Origin of the sequence: Flagellimonas rhodophyticola, assembly GCF_049332665.1 — a bacterium.
GTDB lineage: Bacteria > Bacteroidota > Bacteroidia > Flavobacteriales > Flavobacteriaceae > Flagellimonas.
Genome location: NZ_CP186326.1, coordinates 2,905,966 through 2,928,933, shown reverse-complemented (window position 1 = coordinate 2,928,933; position 22,968 = coordinate 2,905,966). Strand labels below are relative to the sequence as shown.

General features: G+C 39.1%; 22 protein-coding genes. 5 read left to right on the top strand and 17 right to left on the bottom strand.

The window, feature by feature from the left end; translation table 11 throughout:
- Position 1: 1 nt before the first annotated feature.
- Genes ACOKFG_RS13085 through ACOKFG_RS13045 form a run of 9 tightly spaced genes read right to left on the bottom strand, consistent with a single transcriptional unit; the run spans position 2 to position 8,734 of the window.
- Positions 2-1,339, bottom strand: a complete 1,338-nt coding sequence (locus ACOKFG_RS13085) for a gluconate:H+ symporter (RefSeq protein WP_299485696.1) — start codon at positions 1,337-1,339, stop codon at positions 2-4.
- On the bottom strand, positions 1,333-1,830 hold the full coding sequence (locus ACOKFG_RS13080) for a gluconokinase (protein WP_299485694.1): 498 nt from the start codon (positions 1,828-1,830) through the stop codon (positions 1,333-1,335). Before ACOKFG_RS13080 ends, ACOKFG_RS13085 begins: the two co-directional genes overlap by 7 nt.
- Positions 1,823-2,746 carry a tRNA (adenosine(37)-N6)-dimethylallyltransferase MiaA gene (gene miaA / locus ACOKFG_RS13075; RefSeq protein ID WP_299486472.1) on the bottom strand — a complete coding sequence of 308 codons (924 nt, stop codon included), beginning with the start codon at positions 2,744-2,746 and terminating at the stop codon, positions 1,823-1,825. The genes ACOKFG_RS13080 and miaA overlap by 8 nt, the downstream gene beginning before the upstream one ends.
- A complete protein-coding gene (locus tag ACOKFG_RS13070) occupies positions 2,743-3,582 on the bottom strand; it encodes an ion transporter (RefSeq protein ID WP_299485692.1) in 840 nt (279 codons plus the stop codon). The genes miaA and ACOKFG_RS13070 overlap by 4 nt, the downstream gene beginning before the upstream one ends.
- Entirely contained in the window at positions 3,579-4,940 is a 1,362-nt protein-coding gene (locus ACOKFG_RS13065; protein ID WP_299485690.1) for an exonuclease domain-containing protein, read from the bottom strand. The genes ACOKFG_RS13070 and ACOKFG_RS13065 overlap by 4 nt, the downstream gene beginning before the upstream one ends.
- 16 nt (positions 4,941-4,956) lie before the next feature.
- Positions 4,957-5,616 (bottom strand): YggS family pyridoxal phosphate-dependent enzyme, encoded by a 660-nt coding sequence (locus tag ACOKFG_RS13060; RefSeq protein ID WP_299485688.1) that lies wholly within the window; start codon positions 5,614-5,616, stop codon positions 4,957-4,959.
- An 18-nt stretch (positions 5,617-5,634) separates the two neighbouring features.
- Positions 5,635-6,870 (bottom strand): DUF1015 domain-containing protein, encoded by a 1,236-nt coding sequence (locus ACOKFG_RS13055; RefSeq protein WP_299485686.1) that lies wholly within the window; start codon positions 6,868-6,870, stop codon positions 5,635-5,637.
- A gap of 6 nt (positions 6,871-6,876) precedes the next feature.
- A complete protein-coding gene (locus ACOKFG_RS13050) occupies positions 6,877-7,764 on the bottom strand; it encodes a 3-hydroxybutyryl-CoA dehydrogenase (RefSeq protein ID WP_299485684.1) in 888 nt (295 codons plus the stop codon).
- A 4-nt stretch (positions 7,765-7,768) separates the two neighbouring features.
- Positions 7,769-8,734 carry a Gfo/Idh/MocA family protein gene (locus tag ACOKFG_RS13045; RefSeq protein WP_299485682.1) on the bottom strand — a complete coding sequence of 322 codons (966 nt, stop codon included), beginning with the start codon at positions 8,732-8,734 and terminating at the stop codon, positions 7,769-7,771.
- Positions 8,735-8,848: 114 nt separating this feature from the next.
- Here ACOKFG_RS13045 and ACOKFG_RS13040 point away from each other — a divergent pair, with 114 nt between their 5' ends.
- Positions 8,849-9,490 carry a protein-L-isoaspartate(D-aspartate) O-methyltransferase gene (locus tag ACOKFG_RS13040; protein WP_298790235.1) on the top strand — a complete coding sequence of 214 codons (642 nt, stop codon included), beginning with the start codon at positions 8,849-8,851 and terminating at the stop codon, positions 9,488-9,490.
- Here the strand turns inward: ACOKFG_RS13040 and smpB are convergent.
- Complete coding sequence (gene smpB / locus ACOKFG_RS13035; RefSeq protein WP_298790233.1) at positions 9,487-9,948, bottom strand: SsrA-binding protein SmpB; 462 nt, start codon at positions 9,946-9,948, stop codon at positions 9,487-9,489. The two genes, ACOKFG_RS13040 and smpB, sit on opposite strands and share 4 nt — an antisense overlap.
- A gap of 81 nt (positions 9,949-10,029) precedes the next feature.
- Between smpB and ACOKFG_RS13030 the strand changes: the two genes are divergently transcribed.
- A complete protein-coding gene (locus ACOKFG_RS13030) occupies positions 10,030-10,773 on the top strand; it encodes a DUF6503 family protein (RefSeq protein ID WP_298790231.1) in 744 nt (247 codons plus the stop codon).
- Here ACOKFG_RS13030 and ACOKFG_RS13025 read toward each other — a convergent pair.
- A complete protein-coding gene (locus tag ACOKFG_RS13025; RefSeq protein ID WP_422861415.1) occupies positions 10,770-11,300 on the bottom strand; it encodes a SixA phosphatase family protein in 531 nt (176 codons plus the stop codon). The genes ACOKFG_RS13030 and ACOKFG_RS13025 overlap by 4 nt on opposite strands.
- Positions 11,301-11,373: 73 nt before the next feature.
- On the opposite strand from ACOKFG_RS13025, the gene ACOKFG_RS13020 reads away from it, so the two are divergent.
- Complete coding sequence (locus ACOKFG_RS13020) at positions 11,374-12,882, top strand: PorP/SprF family type IX secretion system membrane protein (protein ID WP_422861414.1); 1,509 nt, start codon at positions 11,374-11,376, stop codon at positions 12,880-12,882.
- An 11-nt stretch (positions 12,883-12,893) separates the two neighbouring features.
- On the opposite strand, the gene ACOKFG_RS13015 is transcribed toward ACOKFG_RS13020, so the two are convergent.
- From ACOKFG_RS13015 to clpB, 5 genes are all read right to left on the bottom strand, one after another.
- Positions 12,894-13,751, bottom strand: coding sequence for a TolB family protein (locus ACOKFG_RS13015; protein WP_422861413.1), 858 nt, complete (start codon positions 13,749-13,751; stop codon positions 12,894-12,896).
- Between the two features lie 8 nt (positions 13,752-13,759).
- Positions 13,760-14,923: a hypothetical protein gene (locus ACOKFG_RS13010; protein WP_422861412.1), complete on the bottom strand. Its 1,164-nt coding sequence runs from the start codon at positions 14,921-14,923 to the stop codon at positions 13,760-13,762.
- A gap of 155 nt (positions 14,924-15,078) precedes the next feature.
- Positions 15,079-15,699, bottom strand: a complete 621-nt coding sequence (locus ACOKFG_RS13005; protein ID WP_422861411.1) for a helix-turn-helix domain-containing protein — start codon at positions 15,697-15,699, stop codon at positions 15,079-15,081.
- A 576-nt stretch (positions 15,700-16,275) separates the two neighbouring features.
- Positions 16,276-16,872, bottom strand: a complete 597-nt coding sequence (locus tag ACOKFG_RS13000) for a TetR/AcrR family transcriptional regulator (RefSeq protein WP_298790221.1) — start codon at positions 16,870-16,872, stop codon at positions 16,276-16,278.
- A 128-nt stretch (positions 16,873-17,000) separates the two neighbouring features.
- Positions 17,001-19,601 (bottom strand): ATP-dependent chaperone ClpB, encoded by a 2,601-nt coding sequence (clpB, locus tag ACOKFG_RS12995; RefSeq protein WP_422861410.1) that lies wholly within the window; start codon positions 19,599-19,601, stop codon positions 17,001-17,003.
- A gap of 143 nt (positions 19,602-19,744) precedes the next feature.
- Between clpB and ytxJ the strand changes: the two genes are divergently transcribed.
- The gene (gene ytxJ / locus ACOKFG_RS12990) at positions 19,745-20,134 is read left to right on the top strand and encodes a bacillithiol system redox-active protein YtxJ (protein WP_299485667.1); all 390 of its coding nucleotides are present in this window, start codon (positions 19,745-19,747) and stop codon (positions 20,132-20,134) included.
- Between the two features lie 95 nt (positions 20,135-20,229).
- Here the strand turns inward: ytxJ and ACOKFG_RS12985 are convergent, their stop codons facing one another.
- Positions 20,230-21,435 (bottom strand): hypothetical protein, encoded by a 1,206-nt coding sequence (locus ACOKFG_RS12985; RefSeq protein ID WP_422861409.1) that lies wholly within the window; start codon positions 21,433-21,435, stop codon positions 20,230-20,232.
- Between the two features lie 250 nt (positions 21,436-21,685).
- Here ACOKFG_RS12985 and glyA point away from each other — a divergent pair, with 250 nt between their 5' ends.
- Positions 21,686-22,960, top strand: a complete 1,275-nt coding sequence (gene glyA / locus ACOKFG_RS12980) for a serine hydroxymethyltransferase (RefSeq protein WP_298790213.1) — start codon at positions 21,686-21,688, stop codon at positions 22,958-22,960.
- Positions 22,961-22,968 lie beyond the last annotated feature (8 nt).

The window sequence follows — 22,968 nt, the reverse complement described above, 5'->3', positions numbered from 1 at the left end:
TTTATACAAAAAAGTATAGTACAGAGACCGTTGCCATTCCTGTAAATGCCAAAATTGTGGTCATGATGGTCCAGGATTTGAAGGTCTGTTTTTCCGAAATACCCAAATATTGGCCCACCAACCAGAACCCACTATCATTTACATGCGAAAAAATACTGGCTCCAGATGCTATGGCAATTACCATACAAGCCAATTCTATTGGACTCAAAGAAGCATTTATCAACAAGGGAGATACCAATCCTGCCGCGGTTATCATTGCCACAGTTGAGGAACCTTGGACAATTCTTACAATCGCCGCACTGATAAAAGCAAAGGCCAAAATGGGAAATCCAGCATTGCTAAGGGAAGTTGCCAATAGCTCACCAGCACCGGTGTTGGTTAACACCTGCTTAAAAACACCGCCAGCACCTGTAAGAAGAATAATAGTTCCTGCCGGTGCCAGGGATTTGGTGGATATATCGAAAAGTTGAGCTTTTGTAAACCCTCTTTTTAATCCAAAGAAGTACCATGCCAATAGATTTGCGATTATTAAAGCAGAAAATGGATGTCCAACGAGCGCAATCGTTTTTAATACGATAGGGGACGAAATTCCCAAAGCTCCAGTAGAAGCGATGGTATTCAATAAAATCAACACAATCGGAAAAGCAATGATCCACAAGGTTTGACCTATTGGAGGTAAAGCCGAAGGGGTGGAATTTTCGATTTGCTCGGGAGCCGCAACAAAGATTTTCTTCGCGATGTGCCTTCCAAATAATAATCCGGCTATTAATGCAGTTGGAATCCCCGCTAGAAACCCTACCAATATTACCCATCCCAAGTCGGCACCTATAATATCAGCAACGGCGATTGGTCCTGGGGTAGGTGGAATAAAGGCATGTGTTATGGCCAACCCGGCCAGAAGCGGAATTGCATAGAGTAAAAGGGACTTTCCAGTTTTACGTTGCAAAGCATAGATCATCGGAACCAAAATGATAAAGGCAACATCAAAAAATACGGGAATAGCGATTAAAAAACCAGAAATTACCATAGCTGAAGGAGCCTTTTTCAAACCAAATTTTGCGACCATAAAATCAGCAATGGTTTTAGCGCCTCCGGAAGCTTCCAAAATAGCCCCAAACATAGCTCCCAATCCTACCACCGTAGCAACAAACCCGAGGGTATTGCCCATTCCTTCTTGAACGGTAGAGATGATTTCCTTGGCATCTAAACCGGCAATCAGTCCTACCGTTATACTACCGATGAGTAATGCCAAAAAAGCATGGATTCGCAGTTTCAGGATTAAAAATAAGAGTATAGCGATACCGCCCAAAACGGCGAAAATCAAATTAGTCTCTACCATTGCGTTTGGTCTAAAATTAATTGAACAATTTTTTCAGGAGGATGTGATATGGAAACATTGATAGCATCCGTTGGAGGTTCCAAAGTTTCAAATTGGGATTTTAGCAGTTCTGCTGGCATAAAATGCCCTTTTCTAAGCTCCATGCGTGATTTTATGAGTTCAAAAGAACCTTCCAGGTAAATAAAATGAACGAAACCCTCAATTTCGTTTCGCAATATCTCTCTATAACGCTCCTTTAAAGCCGAACAAGCAATTACAGCTCCTTTGGACTTTTGTTCTTTTGCCAAGGCATTCAACTTTTCGAGCCAACCTTGTCTATCATTGTCATCCAAAGGTAGTCCGGCACTCATCTTTTTTATATTCTCCTCAGGGTGGAAATCATCTCCATCATAAAAAGGAACTCCCAATGATTCGGAAACCATTGTTCCTATGGTGGACTTTCCGGTCCCGGAAACTCCCATGATAAATAAAACTTTACCAAAATCACTCATCTGACGTGTTTAAAAGATGCTGTTTAATTTTCGATGCAATTGCCTCCGGTTCATCGTCATATCCCACCCATAAAATGGAGTTGTTTTTTCGCAACCATGTGAGCTGTCTTTTTGCAAATCGCCGGGTATTCTTTTTGATTTCGGAAATTGCGAAGTCCAAAGTGAAATTACCGTCAAAATATTGAAAAAGCTCGCGATATCCAACAGTCTGTAGTGCATTTAAGTGTCGATTGGGATATAATTTTTCAGCTTCGGTTAGTAAACCAGCCTCCATCATCAAATCGACCCGATTATTGATACGTTCATAAATAACCTCCCTATCTGCATCAATTCCGACGTATAACGAATCAAACATTCTTACTGCCTTTTTTTGATTGAGGAAGGAAGAATAGGGTTGGTTTGTGGTCATACAGATTTCCAAAGCTCGAATTAGTCTATGGGGGTTTTCAATGTCTACAATTGCATAATATTCAGGGTCCTTTGATAATAATTCTTTTTGAAGGTAAGGTAGTCCTTCTTCTTTAAATTTTTGATTCAAGGTTTCGCGAAGTTGGGGTTTAACTTTGGGAAATTCGTCTAGTCCCTTGATTACTGCATCCACATATAATCCACTTCCTCCCACTATAACGGCATGATCTTTAATTTTAAAGATTTTGTCGAGGGTTGCGAGAACATCTTTTTCAAAATCACCTACGGAATAGGGTTCAAAAATGCTTTTGTGTTGAATGAAATGATGAGGAACCGTATTTAGTTCTTCTTCCGACGGAACAGCAGTGCCAATATTCATTTCTCTAAAAAACTGGCGGGAATCTGCCGAAACAACTTCGGTGTTAAAATGTTCGGCCAGTTGAATTCCCAACTTGGTTTTTCCAATGGCAGTGGGGCCAACAACTGCAATCAATGTTTTGGAAGTCATAACAATTCGCCACACTTATAGCAGTTAGTGGCATCGTCTCTATGGCCTTCGGCGGCACAGGTTGGACAGGCCTGGGTGTTGGTGTGCACTACACTCTTCTGTTTATCACCATTTTTATGTCTGGAGAATTCAACGGTAACGATACCCGTTGGAACCGCAATAATTCCATATCCTAATATCATAATGACCGTAGCCAAAAATTGTCCCAGATTAGTCTGTGGGGCAATATCTCCATACCCAACTGTGGTCAAGGTCACAATGGTCCAATAGATACTTCTGGGAATGCTCGTAAAACCGGCTTCGTCACCTTCAATAAGATACATGATAGTTCCCATAATCACAGAAAGAATAAGAACCACATAGATAAAAACAGCGATTTTTGCCCTGCTCGCTCTTAATGCAGCTTTCAGCTGGGAGGCCTCACCCATAAATTTGACCAGTTTTAAAATCCTAAAAATCCGCAATAGTCGGAATGCTCTCACCGCCAATAAGACTTGAGAGCCTGCCAGAATATAGGATAAGTAAAGCGGAATGGTAGAAACAAAATCAATAATCCCATAAAAGCTGAATACGTACTTCAAAGGCTTTTTGATACTAATCAGTCGGGCGATGTATTCCAGCGTAAAAAAAATGGTAACTACCCATTCCAATGTGAGCAAAACCCGATGGTAATTCTGGTCTACTTCCTTGATGCTCTCGAGCATCACCAAAATGACGCTTAGGACGATTAATCCAACAAGAACAATATCAAAGAATTTTCCTAATGGTGTATCGGCTTCATAAATAATTTCATGTAACCTATGTTTCCAACCGGAATGTACTTCTTGTTTTTTCAAAGGGCGGGTGTTAACTCCAAAATTTTGAGATTGTTATTTTTTCTCAAATAAGATTCGACAATAAAAGTGGTGTTTTCGTCACTTGGCATAGGGGTGATAATCGATTCTAAGATATGAATATTATTTATTTGATGATTAAGCTGTACATATCCAAAGCCCTTCAATATCCCATTTTTCACTAAGATAAAACTTTGTTCACCATGTTCCCGACCCCTGTCAAGCAAAACGATGGTCTTACCTTTAATACTGTATTTATCTAGGGCATCTTCAATTTTCTGGTTGAACTCCATTGCATTTTCCAAATCGGAGCAGCCGTCGGAACATCCATTTTTTGAATGGTCACAGGTATCTTCAAGACCTAGGGAAGAAGGACATAACTCAAACTCTTGACTAATTTTTTTCAGGAAGCTATTGGCTGAAGGAATTCCGTTGAATCCAATTTTCTGTCTTTTTTTGAACTTGTTTTTTACAATTTCCAATTCAATATGTGGGCTTCCATTTTTTGAAAAATTAATCACATGTGAAAAAAGACTTTTTTTGGTAATGTTATTATGCTTGGGTCTTGTCTTTTTCAGTTCGACATATTCTTTTAGGATGGCGAGCAATTCACTACCCGTGGGCTCAAATGAAACTTTCTTCGTTTCTTTCTGAAGCTTTCTGGCCAATTGGCCTAGGTTGGTAAAATGCTGGTTGACCCTTTTTTTGGCGTTTTTGGTCTTACCTAGAAAAATAATTTCTCCATCCTTATCATGCATATAATATACACCGGTTTCAGAAGGAAGTCCGGAAACGATATCCAATTGAGTCGGGGATAATTCGCCTTGTGATTCCTCGCGAAGCACCTCTTTGATTATGGTCTTTTGGGAATCTTTATCCAATAACAATTTAAAAAGCTTTAAGGTGGCAATTGCATCGCCATTTGCGCGATGACGGTCACTCATGGGTATACCTAATGAGCGCACTAGTTTGCCCAAACTATGTGATTCGGCATCTGGCAACAATTTTTTTGCAAGATCTACTGTACATAGTGTTTTTCTTTGGAAATCATACCCTAGACGTCGGAACTCTGTCCTTAGTATTCGATAATCAAATTGCGCGTTGTGGGCTACGAGTATGGTGCCATCGGTTATTTCAATAATACGCTTGGCCACTTCATGGAACTTTGGAGCCGTCCGCAGCATTTTATTATTGATACCCGTGAGTTTTACCACAAAAGGTTGAATTTCCCGCTCAGGATTCACCAAACTCATGAATTTGTCTACAACCTTATGTCCATCAAATTTATGGATAGCGATTTCCATAATGCCCTCTTCATTATACTTTCCTCCAGTGCTTTCAATATCGAGTATGGCGTACATGAAATGTGGTAGTATATTATGAATAGTTTCGTGCACCAAAGATACTACTTCCAATGCGTACCATGGTGCTGCCTTCTTCTATGGCAATGTTATAGTCTCCACTCATGCCCATAGACAACACCTTGATATCAGATAATTTAGTGCTCAAAAACTGGAATATAGTTTTTAAATGGGCAAATTCTTTTCGTATTTGGGACTCATTCTGGGTGTAGGTCGCCATTCCCATCACCCCAACAATTTTAATATTCTTGAGATGTTTGAACTCTTCTGAGATTATGATTTCTTCCAATTCCCTTTTATCAAGGCCAAATTTGGTCTCTTCTTCAGCAATATGCATTTGAAACAGGCATTGGATGACCCGATTATGCTTTTCTGCCTGTTTATTTATTTCCTTTAACAACCTAAAACTGTCCACACCATGAATCAAAGAGACATACTCGGCCATATATTTGACCTTGTTACGTTGCACATGACCAATCATATGCCACTCAATATCTTTTGGTAACGTTTCCCACTTTTGGGTCATTTCCTGAATTTTGTTCTCTCCAAAAACACGTTGACCAGCTTCGTAGGCTTCCAAAATGGCTTCATTGGGCTTGGTTTTGGAGACAGCTACCAAAGTTGTTTCCTCAGAAATCCTTGCTTTTAGCCCGATAAGATTGTCTTTTATGGACATACTTTTAGTAATCAAAATTTATAACTCATAAATGGTTAAACCGCTTCGCAGTTTGGGTTCAATATAAGTGCTTTTAGGGGGCATTACCAATCCCGCATCAGCAATAGCTTTAATTTCATTCATATTTATAGGAACTAAACTGAACCCAACAGCAAATTCTCCTTTGTCTATGCCATCCTTCATTTTAAGGACATTGTGTTTTCCATAGCCATAGGCAATACGTTTGTCATTTCTTAAATCTGAAATCCCCAAAATGGGCTCCAGTATGGTTTTATATAGAATTTGCGTGTCTAATTCACTGAGCGCATCTGTAAACTCATACACTCGTTTTCTCAAATAAAGGGAATAGAAATCTCCATCCAAATACATGCTAAAGTGATGTTTTCGAGTAGGTTTATATAAGCCATCATCTTTTTTTTCAATTCTGAAATAGGTGTCAAGTTGAATCAGGAATTCTTCTTTTGAATATCCATTAAGATTCTTGACCATACGATTGAACTCATAAATCTTTATATTCGATTCGGGAATCAGATAGGCCATAAAAAAATTGTATGATTCATCTCCTGAATGCGATGGATTCTTAGTTCTCATTTTTTCAGACAAAAGGTTGGAAGAAGCACTTCGATGATGTCCATCAGCAATATACAAAGCGTCCATTTTATCAAATGAACGCTGAAGACTTGCAATAACTTTTGCGTCCTCCACTTTCCAAAGTTTGTGACTTACCTTATCTGGAGTGGTAAAATCATAGTCAGGCCGTTTGACGGCCTCCTTTTCCAAAATTGAGCTAACGTTGCTATCATCTGAATATGTCATCAACACAGGTTCAGCATTGAAGCCAACCGTGTTCAAATAATCTGCAAAAAGCTTTTCCCTTCTTTGAATAGTGTCTTCATGTTTTTTGATAACATCTTTTCGATAATCCGATACACTGCAAGCACAAAAGAATCCCAGGGTTGTTAAATCCCCCTTAGTGATTTCATACAGATAAAAGCAAGGTTTATTGTCTTTCAGGAAAATATTATCTTCCAAAAACTCCATATATCGATTATGAACGAGTTTAAACCGTTCTTTTCCGGAAATACTTTTATGGAATTTAAAACCTGGATTTATGATATGAAGAAAGGAAAAAGGATTGTACTTCAGCACGGATTTGAGTTCTTCCTTTGAATATTCCTCATAAGAGCGCGAAGCAACAAATGCCGCCTTGTCCGGGGTAGGGCGAATGGCCTTGAAAGGTTGAATTAGGGCCATTGCTCTCTATTTATATTGGGCAGCAACTTTTTCCGCTTTTCTGGATTCGGAATAGTCATAAAAACCTTCACCTGATTTTACACCTAGTTTTCCTGCCATAACCATGTTGACCAATAGGGGACATGGGGCATATTTTGGATTTTTGAACCCATCGTACATGACATTCAAAATAGACAGGCATACATCCAATCCAATAAAATCAGCAAGCTGAAGCGGGCCCATAGGATGAGCCATGCCCAATTTCATTACCGTATCGATTTCGTGCACCCCTGCCACCTGATTGTAAAGTGTTTCGATGGCCTCATTGATCATGGGCATTAAAATCCTATTGGCGACAAAACCAGGATAGTCATTAACTTCTGTAGGGGTTTTACCCAACTGTTTGGACAATTCCATTATGGTTTTGGTGATTTCATCTGATGTGCTATACCCTCTAATTATTTCAACAAGTTTCATTATGGGTACAGGATTCATAAAATGCATTCCAATGACCTTATCTGGCCGATTTGTAACTGCCGCTATTTGCGTTATTGAAATGGATGAAGTGTTTGTGGCCAATATGGTATTTGCATCGCAGATTTCATCCAGATCTTTAAAAATTTGTAGTTTAATATCTAGGTTTTCCGTGGCTGCTTCTACAACTAAATCGGTCTTTTGCACACCTTCTTTTAGCTCCGTGAAAGTTGCGATATTTCCAAGGGTATTTTCCTTGTCTTTCTCCTCTATGGTGCCTTTGGCGACCATTCTATCCAGATTTTTCGATATAGTGGCTATTCCCTTATCCAAAGACGCTTGTGAAATATCGATTAGTTTTACTTGAAATCCACTTTGGGCAAAAACGTGGGCAATTCCATTACCCATTGTACCTGCTCCAATTACAGCAATTGTCTTCATCAATTTAATTTTTAAAGGATTCGATGATTTGCAAAGCCACCTTAAGGGCTTTTGCTCCCTGCTCCAAGGTCACCACTGGTTCTGTATTGTTATTAATTGCCTCTGCAAAGGTTTCCAATTCGTCCAGAATGGCATTGTTTGTTTCTATATCCGGGTTCTCAAAATAGATTTGCTTTTTCTCTCCCTCCGCGTTTTGAAGAATCATGTCAAAATCACCAGGTTTTTCTGGAGCATCTTTCATTTTAACAACCTCTACCTTCTTTTCCAGAAAATCGACAGAGATATAGGCATCACGTTGAAAGAATCTGGATTTGCGCATGTTTTTCAACGAAATTCTACTGGAAGTAAGGTTGGCGACACACCCATTTTCAAATTCAATCCTGGCATTGGCAATATCAGGGGATTTACTGATAACAGAGACACCGCTGGCATTTATATTCTTTACATCGGAGTTCACAACACTCAAAATTGCATCAATATCGTGAATCATCAAGTCCAACACAACAGGAACATCCGTGCCACGTGGATTGAATTCCGCCAAGCGATGTGTTTCGATGAACATAGGGGTTTCAATCTTGTCTTTAACGGAGAGAAATGCTGGATTGAACCGTTCTACATGTCCAACTTGCCCCTTCACGCCATGCTTTTTTGACAAACTCAATAACTCTTCAGCCTCTTCGGCAGTATTGGTAATGGGTTTTTCGATAAAGATGTGTTTGCCTTTTTCAATGGCCTTTTTTGCGCAATCAAAATGGGAAAGGGTCGGAGTAACAATGTCAACCACATCTACCGCATCCATTAATGCATTAATATTTTCAAAGTAGGAATAGCCAAATTCATCAGCTACTTTTTTAGCATTGATCTCGTCGGGGTCATAAAAGCCTACGAGTTCATATTTATTGGATTCGTTTAAGAGCCGAAGGTGGATTTTCCCTAAATGTCCGGCACCAAGAACACCTACTTTTAACATACTTCCTGTTTTTGTCAAAAATACGGATATGGGATGATTCTTCAGCAAAAATAAGAGTGCTTCTATTGATAAAATCCTTCAGAACTTTTTAAATTCGTGTACCAGACCAAATACATGAAGGATACATTGAAGCATAAGGGAATGCGCAATAAATTGGCAGAAGTACTATCTGCCAAGGGGATACAGGACAAAAAGGTTTTGGATGCCATAAAAACGATTCCCAGACATTTATTTTTAGATAGTGGTTTTGAGGACCATGCATATCAAGATAAAGCATTTCCAATAGGGGCGGAACAAACCATTTCGCAACCTTATACGGTTGCGTTTCAGACTGAATTGCTCCAGATAAAACCCAACGACAAGATTTTGGAGATTGGCACAGGCAGTGGCTATCAAACCGCCGTTTTGTTAAATCTAAAAACCAAAGTTTATACCATAGAAAGGCAGTTGGAACTTTTTAAAAAGACTAAACTCTTTTTTAATAAAATGCACTACCGACCTAAAAAGGTGATTTTTGGTGATGGGTATAAAGGACTGCCAGAAGAAGCCCCTTTTGATGGAATAATTGTAACCGCAGGCGCTCCTATGGTTCCAAAACCACTAATGTCACAGTTGAAGATAGGAGGGAGACTTGTTATCCCGGTAGGAGAAGATGAACAGGTAATGACATTATTCACCCGGAAATCTGAGAAAGAATTTGAAAAACAGGAATTGGGGGCATTTCGCTTTGTGCCCTTATTGGAAAATAAAAACTAGCGCTTAAAATCTTTCTTGATTCGAGATAGGTCACGTTTATTGTCCCGGTCCTTGATAGTTTCTCTTTTGTCGTATAATTTTTTACCCTTTGCTAGCCCGATGTTCAATTTGGCCAGGCCTCTTTCATTGATAAATAAGTTGAGGGGGATTATGGTAAGTCCTGAGGTGGTTACTTCTTTGCGTAATTTTTTTAACTCCTTTTTATTTAAAAGCAGTTTGCGTTCGGCTTTTGGTTTATGATTGTAATATCCACCATGACTGTATTCGTCTACCTGCATGTTGATGACATAAAGTTCTCCCGAATCATTGAACTCGCAGAAACTTTGGGAAATGGATGCCTTGCCCAACCGAATGGATTTTATCTCCGTACCTCCAAGCACCAATCCGGCGACATAGGTGTCCAGGATTTCATAATCAAATCGGGCGCGTTTATTCTTTATGTTGATATTTTTCTGCATTGTTGGCAAAAATAGAAACTCTTAGTAAAGAAAATTGTAATGTTACGGTGTATTTTGCGATTGTAAAGAAAAACAAGACCAATGAGAAGAGCTTTAATCGGAATTTTAACACTGACCGTTTTATCCTGCAAGGAAAAAGCCAAGGAGGTTATTACCGTTCAAGAGATTGTAAATAAGTCTATAGAAGTGAGCGGGGGAAAACAATATGCGAACAAGGGGAGCTCATTCGAATTCCGCAATAGAAAATATATATCTCAAAATGTTGACGGGAAGAAGGTATTTAAGAGAATCTTGGTTATGGACTCTGTGACCATTCTTGATATCAAAACCAATAGTGCTTTTCAGCGTTTTATGAACGACACCCTGGTGCATCTGCCGGATTCTATTTCAACCCGCTATGCGAATTCGGTTAATTCTGTGCACTATTTTGCAAGGTTGCCTTATGGCTTGAATGATAATGCGGTGAACAAGGAATTGCTTGGAGAAGAAACTGTTAAAGGAAAAGAATATTATAAAGTAAAAGTGACGTTTGATCAAGTAGGCGGAGGAGACGATTTTGATGACACCTATGTGTATTGGTTTAACAAGGAAACGTATAAACCGGATTATCTAGCTTATGATTTTCATGTGAATGGGGGTGGTCAGCGTTTTAGAGAGGCATATAATGAACGCTATGTGGATGGAATCCGCTTTGTGGACTACAACAATTATAAACCTAAAACCAAAGGTTCAGACATTATGGAAATAGGACAATTGTTTGAAAAAGATGAATTGGATTTACTTTCTAAAATAGAGCTTTCGAAAATTCACGTAACTGAAAACTAGTCCATTTTTAGTAGAATATCTGTTGCTTCGCCATCGATAATCCTCACAATAAAAAGACTACTGTTGTCGGTATCATCCATCTGATTATATTTTTCAATTCCAAGCATATTGTTTACAAAGGTTGGGGTGGTATTGCTGTGACCAACCACTAACACGTTTTTACCTTCATTTTCTAGTTTAAAAGCCGTGATATCCAAGTCCCTTGGGTCGTAATATTTAACATTGATATTCTTTTTTACCGCTACAGGAGCTGCAGTCATAGAGGTGCGCTCATAATTGGTAGAGTAAATGATGTCAATATCTATTTGGTCAAAGACTTCGGCCCATTTAACTGCCCGCATCAGCCCATCTTGGTTAAGTTCCGGATCATGGTTTTCCGGGTCAGTTCGGTCCTTTTCGGCATGTCTAATAAAGTAAAATGTAGAAATTATTGGATCGCTAATTTCATTATCTTTAGTAGAAGTATTGCAGCTGGTATTTCCAACTAGAAGTATTGCAATCGCAATGATAAGCTTGGTAATTCGCATAATTATTATTCTAAAAGTCCCCTTTTTTACATTGTAAGCACTTAAAAGTAACGTTTAATTTTGATTTTCTCGTATGCCTAAACCTCAGGTTTCTTTTGTATTTCTATTGATGACCTCACTCTTATGGGCCCAAGAAATTACTTTACCTTCAGATTTTCGGCAACACAACCTTACTCAATTTAACGCAAGTTTGTTGAACGCCACTTATGGCCTAAATTGGAACAACCCGCACTCACTGACCGTTTGGTCGCGTTGGCAATGGCAAACTTTAGATAGTGACCCAACTACTTTATTTGCGAATTATTCGCATGGAATCAATCCAAATTCATCATTTGGAATAGGGTTTTTACAGCACAATACGGGAGTTTATCTTAATACTGGGGCAAATTTAAACTATGTTCACGCGATTCATTTGGATGATATCCAATTGGTCTTTGGTATTAACATATTTGGTTTCCAACAGGAAGTGGCCGATGATGCTTTGATTCCTGACCCAAACTCTGTGGAGCCTGAAAATACCAACGATTTTATCATTGGTGCTTCACCGGCTATCCGCCTACAAGCTCATGGATTTGGTTTAGGACTTGCAGTAGAGAACGCTTTAGATTCCAATTTATCCAACAGTGATAACGACACAGATGCCATGGCATTCATCGGAACTATGAGCTATGATTTCCCGATTACAATTCTTCCTGCGCTTGGGGAAAGTTATGTGAGACCGCTGATTTATGTCAAATCCATTTCAGATGTTGATACTCAATTTGGAATAAATGGACTGCTTTCCACCTCTAAATTCTGGGTTCAGGGAGGCTATAATAATTTTTATGGTATATCAGGAGGGGCAGGAGTAACCTTTGCCAAACAATTTTCTATAGGTGGGTTGCTTGAATTCGGAACGGATGATGTTTTAAGCGATGAAGAACCCACATTGGAATTGATTGCTTCGTACCATTTTGGAAAAAGTGATGGTAGGAAAAAAGTTGTGGGATTCGATGTTGAAAAAGATGATGCCTTGGCTTTAGCTCGGATGATGGAGGAAGAGGAGGAGAGAAAACGGGAAGCTTTGGAAGAGCAAAAATTACTTGATGCTGAGAAAGCTGAGGTAAAAGCAAAGGAGGAAGAACAAAAGTTGGCCATGGATGAGCGTTTGGAACGTGAAAGGCAACAACGACTTAAAGAAACCCAACAAAAAGAGAGAGATTCGCTTGATGCAGTCCGCGAACAGCAACGCATAATGCTTATGGAACAGCGGAAAAAGGACAGCCTCGCGGCACTCCAGAATCAAAAAGTTGAGGTTAAGCCCAATGAAAAATATCAAGAAGTTACTGACGCCGCAGGTTTGGAACCAGGATTCTATTTAATTGCGAATGTATTCGGAACCAAACGTTATTTTGAAAGTTTCATGCTCAACTTAAGGAAAAGAGGACTGGAACCAAAATCGTTCTATCGCAGTCAAAACAAATTCAATTATGTGTATTTAGAACGCTATAATACCATGCAAGAGGCCAGAAATGCACGGGATAGCAAGTTTTTTGGCAAGTATGCCGACAAAACCTGGATTTTTAGGGTCAGGAGGAAATGAAGACAACCCCACTAATCCCATTTGGCTTGTTTTCTTAATTTTTTTAAATGTAGTTTTCTCAGCGACATACTGTATATATTCTCTATTCGTTTTTCATTATCAATAATGGTTCGTGAAAAAAAGAACCTTTTGTTTTTTAAATCAATAGTAGGACAAAATTCACTGACCTCCGTATTTATTCTGTTTCCTAAGTTCATGGGTTGGCTCCACTTGTTATTTTTTCTAAAACTTACATATAAATCTGCATTTCCAAACCCTCCTTCCCGGCTTGAGATAAATATTAGAAAATCCTCTTTTGGAGATATGTAAGGATTGGAATCACTGGAATCGGTATTGATACCACCTTCCAAGGGAACGGCCTTTTTATACCCATCCTTAGACCAATGACTTACATAAATATCATTGCTCTCCATTCTTCTGGTGAAATAGATGTTTTTATTTAGCGACATGGTAGCATAAAACTCATGTCGTTCTGTGTTTATAGTCGCTGCTAGTCTTGAAGGTTTTGTCCAACCAGCATCTGTCTTTTTTAATATAAACACATCATAACCTTCATCTTCGGAAATTTGGGAATTAAACAATATGGCGGTCCCATCTGGAGAAAAGGAGGGGTCAATTTCATCGTAGGCCTTATTGGAGAAAAACGCTCTTTTTGGGTCTTGCCATTTGCCATTCAAGTGTCGGGATTCGTATAGGTGTAATGAATCTCTTCCTCCATAAGCTTTAACAAATAGAAGGTTTTTACCGTCAGGGGATACACTTATCCCGAAAGACTGATCATCAGAAATTGCATTCGGTTCGAACATTTTGATTTGCCCAGAACAGATGACGGTGTGACAAAACAGTAAGAATATTAATGTTCCTTTCATTTTGTGGGTTATTGAATTTCCCTTATTCGAACCGCATTAGGACGTACTAGGCCTCCTTCACCTGCGCTGACCAAATTTTTGATAAAGGTGCCGCTGCGGTCATAAAACTTCACTTCAGAAGTACCGCCGCTACCAATCAAGAAATCTCCATTGGGAAAAAAGTCAACGCCTTCAGGCTGGTTTAAACCAGAGGATACTACATCTCCGATGAAATTGCCATCAGAATCAAATCTAACCACTTTATTACCTGTCCAATCATTTACCAGTAGGTTTCCATTTGCATCAAACCAAATGTTCGTGGGTCCTTGTATGCCGGAGGAGATGAATAACCCAAGGTCATCACCATTGGCATCAAATTTCCTTATCGAGGCATCCTCGAAGGATGATACATACAGATTACCATCAGAGTCCCAATCCAGTCCAATGCTTCTAGAAACACCAACAGAGGTAAACTGATCCACAAATGTACCATCCAACTGGTACCTTCGAACTAGCCCGTTTCCTTCCCATTGTAAAACATATAATAAATTATCGGCGCCAATCTTCATGCGTGTTGGGCCGCTTATACCGGTTGCAAAACTTCCTATTAAATTACCTGTGGATGCGTCATACCGGTTTATTTTATTCGAACTTAAGTTGGAAATCAATACCTGGCCTTGATCTTCTAGAAATAAGATATCCTGCGGCCATGCTAGGTCATCATCAATGAAGGTCATTGCATTTTGCCCATTTTCATCATATCGCACAATTTTCCATGGACCGGTCGCGAACTGGGCAGCATCGCTTACGTAAATAAAAGTTCCAGATTGTGGTTCAGAATCAACAATAGTAAAGGAGAACGTTCTTGAGACACTCCCGGCACTTGCGGTTACAACCGAGCTTCCCACTTGCAAACCAGTTACTAACCCACTGCCATTTACACTTAGATTCGTATTACTTGCTGACCAGTTAATTGTTCCGGCAATGGCTATGGTTTGCCCAAATTGATCTTTTCCAATTGCAGTCAGTATCGTGGTGTTGGTTCCAAAAAGGTCAAGTTGGCTTCCATTGGAGGAACTAATCGTAATACTTGTAAGCACAGGATTTTCGTTAGGAACATCTTCTCTGCCATCATCGCTTGAACTACAGGCATAAACGATTGAAATCAGTACAATGGAAATTATCTTTTTCATTTGGGAAACAATTTGAGATTTCATGATGAGCTTTGTTATTTTAGAGCGGTTGCTATAACAAATGAAAAGATTAAAAGGACAAGGATTATTAGTCCTTATAAAGATTTACAACAATCTGGAGGGGATATTGGTTCGTTAAAAGTGGGGCGTATTGATCAGGCAGTTTCCTTGCCGTCGGAATTGAGGTACATTTTCGGGGTTGTTCCTGTAAACTTTTTGAAAGCATTATAGAAGGAGACCCGATTATTGAAACCACAAGCATACATCACATCGGTAATGCTAAGTTTGGGGTTTTTTTGAAGCATTTTTTTGACTTCTTCTATCCTATAAGAGTTGATAAAATTGAAAAAGTTGGAATCAAAATGTTCATTAATGACTTGTGAGCAATGATGTCTCGAAATATCTAGTTTAGACGCAAGGTCATCCAACCTGAATTCGCTGTTCAAATACGGTTTGTCACTCTCCATATATTTTTCCATTTCCTCCTTTAGCTCAACCGAAAAATCTGGAGTCAATCCCGTTGTTCTATATTTAATAACAGGAATTATGCTGCTCATTGGTTTGCCATCAAATACTTCGGGCTGAACAAAGCCAAAATACGCTAACATTGAAATGAAAAAAATCATAGATGCACCAATGAGGTAGTCATGGTCGGGAGTTAAAACGCCTAAACCGCTTAGTACAAAAAATGAAGTAAAAGAAACAACGTATCCTAAATACGAAAACGATATCAATTTTAACCACACTTCTTTATTTAGACTTATGACACCCTTCATTAATTGCCAAAAAATCAAACCAAAATATAGGAACATAAGAGCTATGATTATCTTGGTTTGGTGTTGGTTGAAATAATATATGGAAAAGATGATTTTTCGATTTTGGAGAAGTTCAACTTTCGTTGAAGGCGTCATTAAATAGACCCTTGAGTAGTTGAGCAAAATTATCAGGAAAGGTATAATATGGACCAAATCTTTCCATTTGAAGCTTACTTTATAGACGACCCTTCTAATATAAAAGAACAAAATTGGCCCATAAAGTACCCATACGAGCATGTTTGTGAATAGTATACTGATACATCTTTGGGTAAACAATTCCCCGGACCAATAGAGAGTATTGTAAAAAATATTGTAACCAAAAAGAAGCACATATGTCCCCAATAATCGGTTAGCGACTTTATCTCCTCTTTTTTTTAGAAAAAGTAAGATGGCCAAAACGAAGGCCAGAAAAGAAAACAGTGAGAAGAGATATTCATAAGTATTCATCACAACCAAATAAAAGCAATTTTTCTGAGTTCACTGGCTTTATACCAACACAATGATGAAACGCGATAATTTTAAAAGGGATAATTGAGGCTAGTTCTTAATCTCTTTTTGAACCAAATGCTCTAAATAAGCTATAGTGTTTATGAGATATTTACGATCTCTGGTCATGGTTGACATCGCAATTGCTCCCTGAAGCATGGTGAAGAGTTGTTTGGCAAATTGTAAGGGAGGTACAGGCAAATGAATCTCACTTTGATTAACACCGTTTTCTAAAACAAGAGCAATCTTACCTTCAATTTCTTTAATGGTTTCTTTAACCGCTGCTACTAATAATTTATTGTTGCTCTGAGCATCTACGCCAACATTAAGAATGGGGCAACCACCGAAGGGAAGGGTGAAAACATCATATTGGCGGTAAAACCGTAATAGGGAATCTATTTTATCCATTGCTCCACCTTCAACACCCAATTTCTCATCGATTACTGCCAATAAGTGATTTTGGTTATACTGAAAGGCGGACAAAGCCAATGCCTCCTTGTTTTCAAAATTGCCGTAAATAGCCCCTTTGGTAAGACCTGTAGCCTCTGTGAGGTCACTCATACTAGTACCCACATACCCATACTTGTTAAAGATAGGCGCTACGGTTTCAATAATGTACGCAGTGGTGCGTTCTGCTTTTTTGGTCATAGTGGTTCGGGCCGGTTGGGCATGCTGGTCTCAGCTAATATATAAAAAACAGATACTGTATGGTATATTAAAAATGCAAAAGCCCTTATTTTAACACAATAAGGGCCTTCTTTTTCTAAAATTGTTATCTATTTCACCAATTCATTTTGGTTTCTGAAAACCAATTGGTTATCAAACGAGTCCAATAATATAATGCTATCAGCTTTAATCTTTCCTGCGAGGAGCTCCTTAGACAGGTTATTCAACACTTCTTTTTGGATTAAACGTTTTACAGGTCTTGCTCCAAATTGCGGATCGTATCCTTTTTCGGCCAAATATGAAATGGCTTCTTCGGTGGCATCCAATGTAATGTGTTGTTTGGAAACCATTCTTTTTAACTGCCCCAGTTGCAGGCCTACAATTTCCTTGATATTTGATTGAGTCAATGGTGTGAACATAATAATGTCATCAATCCTATTCAAAAATTCGGGACGGATGGTTTTACGCAATAATCCCATAACTTCAACACGGGCTGCATTTGCGGCACTTTCCAAATCAACAGCACCTTCAAACTTCTCTTGAATAATTGGACTTCCCATATTGCTTGTCATGATTATGATAGAATTCTTGAAGTCGGCAACTCGCCCTTTGTTATCCGTTAAGCGACCTTCATCCAATACTTGCAGGAGTATATTGAAGGTGTCAGGATGTGCCTTTTCTATCTCATCCAATAAAACCACTGAATAGGGTTTTCTCCGCACTGCCTCAGTTAATTGTCCGCCTTCATCGTAACCTACATACCCTGGAGGTGCTCCAACCAATCGACTTACGGAGTGTCGTTCTTGATATTCGCTCATATCAATTCGGGTAATGGCATTTTCATCATCAAAAAGATAGGCCGCCAATGTTTTGGCCAACTCGGTCTTACCAACACCTGTATTCCCTAAAAACAGAAATGACCCTATAGGTTTTTTCTCATCTTGGAGTCCTGCTCTGCTTCTTCGAATAGCGTCAGAAACAGCTTCTATGGCTTCTTCTTGACCTACAACCCGCTTGTGCAGCACATCTTCCAAATTCAAAAGCTTTTCACGTTCACTCTGCATCATTTTGGTCACTGGAATGCCGGTCCATTTGGCAACAACCTCCGCAATATCTTCGTTGGTTACTTCCTCCTTGATAAGGGTTCCTGAACTTTGCTGTTGTGCGAGCTCTTCTTGTAATTTCTCCAACCTTTCTTGAGATTCCTTTATTTTGCCGTAGCGTAATTCGGCCACTTTCCCATAATCTCCATTACGTTCGGCACGCTCCGCCTCAAGTTTGAAGTTTTCTATGTCCTGTTTTGTTTTTTGGATATTGTCCACAACAGTTTTTTCACTTTCCCATTGGGCAAAGATTTCATTGCGTTCTTCTTTGAGATTGGCCAGTTCTAAATTCAAAGTTTGAAGCTTGGCTTTGTCATTTTCACGTTTTATGACTTCAATCTCGATTTCCAATTGCATTATTTTTCGGTCAAGTACGTCCAATTCCTCCGGTTTTGAATTGATTTCCATACGAAGTTTGGAAGCTGCCTCATCTATTAAATCGATTGCTTTGTCTGGTAGAAAACGATTGGTGATATAACGTTGTGAAAGTTCCACTGCCGAGATAACTGCCTCATCTTTGATGCGCACTTTATGATGTGCTTCATATTTTTCTTTGATCCCACGTAAAATAGAGATAGCACTTTCAGTATCAGGCTCATCAATGATTACCTTTTGGAATCTGCGCTCCAAAGCCTTGTCCTTTTCAAAGTACTTTTGATATTCATCGAGGGTTGTTGCTCCAATAGCTCTAAGTTCACCCCTAGCCAGTGCTGGTTTAAGGATATTAGCGGCATCCATAGCTCCTTGACCACCTCCAGCACCTACAAGCGTATGGATTTCATCAATGAAAAGAACAATGTCTCCATCGGATGAGGTCACTTCTTTAATCACCGCTTTTAAGCGCTCTTCAAATTCGCCTTTGTATTTGGCGCCAGCGATAAGCGCTCCCATATCTAGGGAGTAAATAATCTTTTCTTTGAGATTTTCAGGAATATCACCTTGCACAATCCTGTGGGCCAGACCCTCCGCTATGGCCGTTTTACCAACACCAGGTTCTCCGACCAACATTGGATTGTTTTTGGTTCGCCGAGAAAGAATTTGGAGCACACGTCTAATTTCTTCATCCCGGCCGATAACGGGGTCAAGTTTGCCACTATCGGCAAGTTGATTCAGGTTTTTGGCATATTTTTCTAAGGAGTTATAGGTGTCCTCAGCACTTTGTGAAGTAACCTTACCACCTTTACGAAGTTCTTCAATGGCCGCTTTTAAATCTTTTTCGGTTACTCCCTGATCCTTGAGTATCTGGGCTATTTTACTTTTCGACTTAAAAATTGCTAAGAATAGATGTTCTAAGGAGACAAATTCATCACCTTGTTTTTTAGCAATAATGCTTGCCTCGTTTAAAGTCTTTCCCGCTTCTCTCGAAATCATAATATCTCCTCCGGATACTTTGGAAAAACTTTCCAATTCTTTCTCCAAAATCTGATTGATCATGGATATATTGACATTCAACTTTTTTAGAATGAATGGTAATACATTTTCATCCACCTCTGAAATGGCTTGGAAAATGTGCTCATTTTCTATTTGTTGATGTCCAAGCTCTTGCGCAAGCTGTTGGGCCTGCTGAATAGCTTCTTGTGATTTTATAGTGAAATTATTAAAGTTCATTTTCAATGTTTATTTGGGTAATGTCAACAACCTTACCATATGCAACGAACAGTCAAAATGTCGGTAAAGTCCTGTAAACAAGGGACATTTCGTCAGTTTGTAAGCTTTTTGTACAAGCTCGACATAACTAGTAAATTAGCAACATGGGAATATTTAATGGCCTATTTGGCAATAAAGAGCAAACACAGAGGGAGGAAAAGCAAATTCCATGGATACCTTTGGTATCGGAAGAACAGTTGGATGAGATTGCTGAAAAATCAAAATCAAGAACTCAGCTTATTTTCAAACACTCGACTACTTGTGGAATCAGCCGAATGGTTTTAAATATGTTTACCTCAACATATGCATTGGGGAAGGATATTGATATCTATTTTTTGGACCTACATGCGCATAGGAATGTTTCTAATGAGGTAGCAGTCCGATTTCAGGTGATGCACCAGTCTCCGCAATTATTAATTATCAAAAATGGAGAAACGATTTATCATACATCCCATGGCGCTATAGCAGATATCAATTTGGAAGAATATATATAAAAAAGTCCCGACCAAATCAATGGTCGGGACTTTTTGTTCAATTGAATAGATACGTTCAAATAATACCTTTTAAGTCTCTCAATACAACAACTTATTTAGTCGTTGAACTGATTCCCGGCAATAATCCGGTTCTGCGAAATAATGGACTTTAATCTTAGCTTTAAGTCCTCCCCGGCATCATATAACATCTGTTCGTTGGTAGGGAAAGGTACAGCTCTAACATCCAAAAGTGATATCAGATCAGTGCCCAAAGCTCTTTTGTCTCCTCTATAGTTGGCATATACATGCTCAAATACAAATTCACTGCTCAACGGATAAGAGTTGATTTCCTGACCACTTTCCAAATCCGTAATGCTAACTTTAGCCCCAATTTGGGCGGCCTTGAATTGTGTAAACTGGTAAAAACTACATTTCACTTTTTTGAACTTATCAACTTTTATGTCGTTTCCAAGACTGTCTTTTGCCACATTGCCGTTATTGTCTAAAACGTAGTCATAACCGTCCTTAACGAGTTTTTCTTTTATAATCTCCTTCTCGTTAACTTGTTCAGGTGAAATATTGATTTCCCTGAAATTGACATTCAAAGCATAGTCGTACCTTATATCGGCAATTGGATTTGAATGATATTCCATCCAAAAGTTATCCAATCCATATCCATTAAAGTCCAACAGCTCTTCTTCCAATCTTTCCGGGATTATCTGTTGCGTGTCGTTACCGATTTCAACCCTTACATATTCAAGCCCTTGGGTATAGGCCTCTTCCATTTTAGAAATCGTCTCTTTATAACCTGGGTTTATTTCCTGCAGGTACTTTAATTCACCATAGGCCGCTCTATAATCGGCTTTCTCCTTGGCAGAAGCCAAAAGACTGTTGGCATTGCTGTACAGATACTCAGAAAGATTATTCTTTGTAGCTACAATTCTTGAATCATAGTTTACAAAGTCGAAGGACGCATTCCTATTCTCATCATAGATAGGAAGTGGCATCAAAGGTCTAATTCTTTGCTGAATTTCTTTGAGGTGCAAATACTTGTTGTAGATGCTTTCCAAGTTTGCAGGATTTCCATCACCCTTTAAAAAGGATATTTGCTCCATTTCACGTTCTACATTCTTTGCGAATGCATCTTCTAACAGCAAAACATAGGCTTGATGTCCTTTTTTGGTTTTGTTTTCCGCTAAATTCTTGATGGCCTTATTCATGGCCGAAACATAGTTGCCGCTATTTAGGGCCTCTTGGGTTTTTTTGACCCCTCCACAGGCAGCAAGTATGATAACTGAGATAATGAGTAATGTTTTTTTCATGGCTTTTTGATTTTACTGGTTTCTAGTTGGTTTCCAACAGCCGTGCCAAAAACCTATAGATTAGTAACGAAAAAGGACAAACCGTAGTATAATATCGATGAAATGCACAAAATTGAAGTGATTTTTGGCAATTCTGTTACAAAAACATATTGTTAATTGCCATTTGATAAAATACTTCCAAGGCTTTGTTTTTTTAGAGTCTGTTTACCATTCTATTTGTAATTTTGGGACTTCTTAATTTAAAGACCAAATGCAAAGAGACCACCAGATTTTTGACCTTATAGAGAAGGAAAGAGAAAGACAAATTGAAGGAATTGAGCTAATCGCTTCTGAAAATTTCACGAGTCCACAGGTAATGGAAGCGGCAGGATCCGTTTTGACCAACAAATATGCCGAGGGATACCCTGGAAAACGTTATTATGGTGGTTGCGAGGTAGTAGATGAGGTGGAGCAGTTGGCTATAGATCGTGCCAAGGCACTTTTTGGGGCGGAGTATGCGAATGTACAGCCCCATTCAGGTTCACAGGCCAATGCGTCGGTTTATCATGCATGCCTGAAGCCAGGTGATACCATTTTAGGTTTTGACCTTTCGCACGGAGGGCATCTTACGCATGGATCACCCGTTAACTTTTCTGGTAAACTCTACAATCCAGTTTTTTATGGTGTAGATGAGGAAACAGGGACTTTGAATTATGATAAGATCCAGGAAATTGCGACTAAGGAAAAACCCAAATTAATCATAGCTGGGGCATCGGCGTATTCCAGAGATATGGATTTTAAGCGATTCAGAGAAATTGCAGATAGTGTTGATGCCATTTTACTTGCTGATATTTCGCACCCGGCCGGATTGATAGCAAAGGGTATTATGAACGACCCTATTCCGCATTGCCATATTGTTACTACCACAACCCACAAAACCTTGAGAGGGCCAAGGGGAGGATTAATATTGATGGGCAAAAACTTTGAGAATCCATTCGGCATTCGTTTGAAGAATGGCAATCTAAGAAAAATGTCCGCCTTATTGGATCTTGCTGTCTTTCCTGGTAATCAAGGTGGACCGTTGGAACATATCATCGCTGCTAAAGCTGTTGCTTTTGGTGAAGCACTTTCTGATGACTTTTTACATTATATGCTGCAAGTGAAGAAAAATGCGGATGCTATGGCTAAAGCTTTCATGAAGCGCGACTACAAAGTAATTTCTGGAGGGACGGACAATCACATGATGTTGATTGACCTCAGAAACAAGAATATTACGGGAAAGGATGCCGAAAAAGCACTGGAACTTGCTGCCATAACAGCAAACAAAAATATGGTGCCGTTTGATGACCAATCACCTTTTATCACCTCTGGAGTACGGTTTGGAACACCGGCAATTACAACAAGGGGTCTGATAGAGGAGGATATGGAAACAATAGTAGATTTTATAGATGCGGTAATCATGGACCCGGAAAATACTGAGAACATATCCCATATAAAAGCAAAGGTCAATGAGCTTATGCAGTCACGACCTTTGTTCAATACCTAAAACTAACT